This is a genomic window from Streptomyces actuosus (assembly GCF_016921115.1).
Lineage (GTDB): Bacteria > Actinomycetota > Actinomycetes > Streptomycetales > Streptomycetaceae > Streptomyces > Streptomyces actuosus_A.
This window is the reverse complement of sequence record NZ_JAFFZS010000298.1, coordinates 1-255: the sequence shown is the minus strand read 5'-3', so window position 1 is coordinate 255 and position 255 is coordinate 1. Positions and strand designations below refer to the sequence as shown.

The following is a 255-nucleotide window of genomic DNA, read 5'->3' as shown; positions in this document are numbered from 1 at the left end:
AGAGCAGGAGTGCGGTGAAGAGTTCGATCTGGTTGCGGTCGTTGTCGAGGAGGGGGGCCAGGCGGCGGCGGATGCCGATGTTGGCGCGCATCCGGGGGTCCTTGGCGTACTCCGCGTACATGTAGTCGCGTTCTTCGTCGGTGACCATTTCGAGGGTGAGCTCGTCGTGGTTGCGCAGGAAGATGCCCCATTGGCAGCCGGAGGGGATGGCGGGGGTCTTGGCGAGGATCTCGGAGACGGGGTAGCGGGACTCGC

Annotated in this window: 1 pseudogene; it reads right to left on the bottom strand. The window is 65.5% G+C overall.

Annotated features, from left to right (window positions below):
• A pseudogene (locus JS756_RS36390) lies at nucleotides 1-255 on the bottom strand (trehalose synthase); the annotation flags it as partial.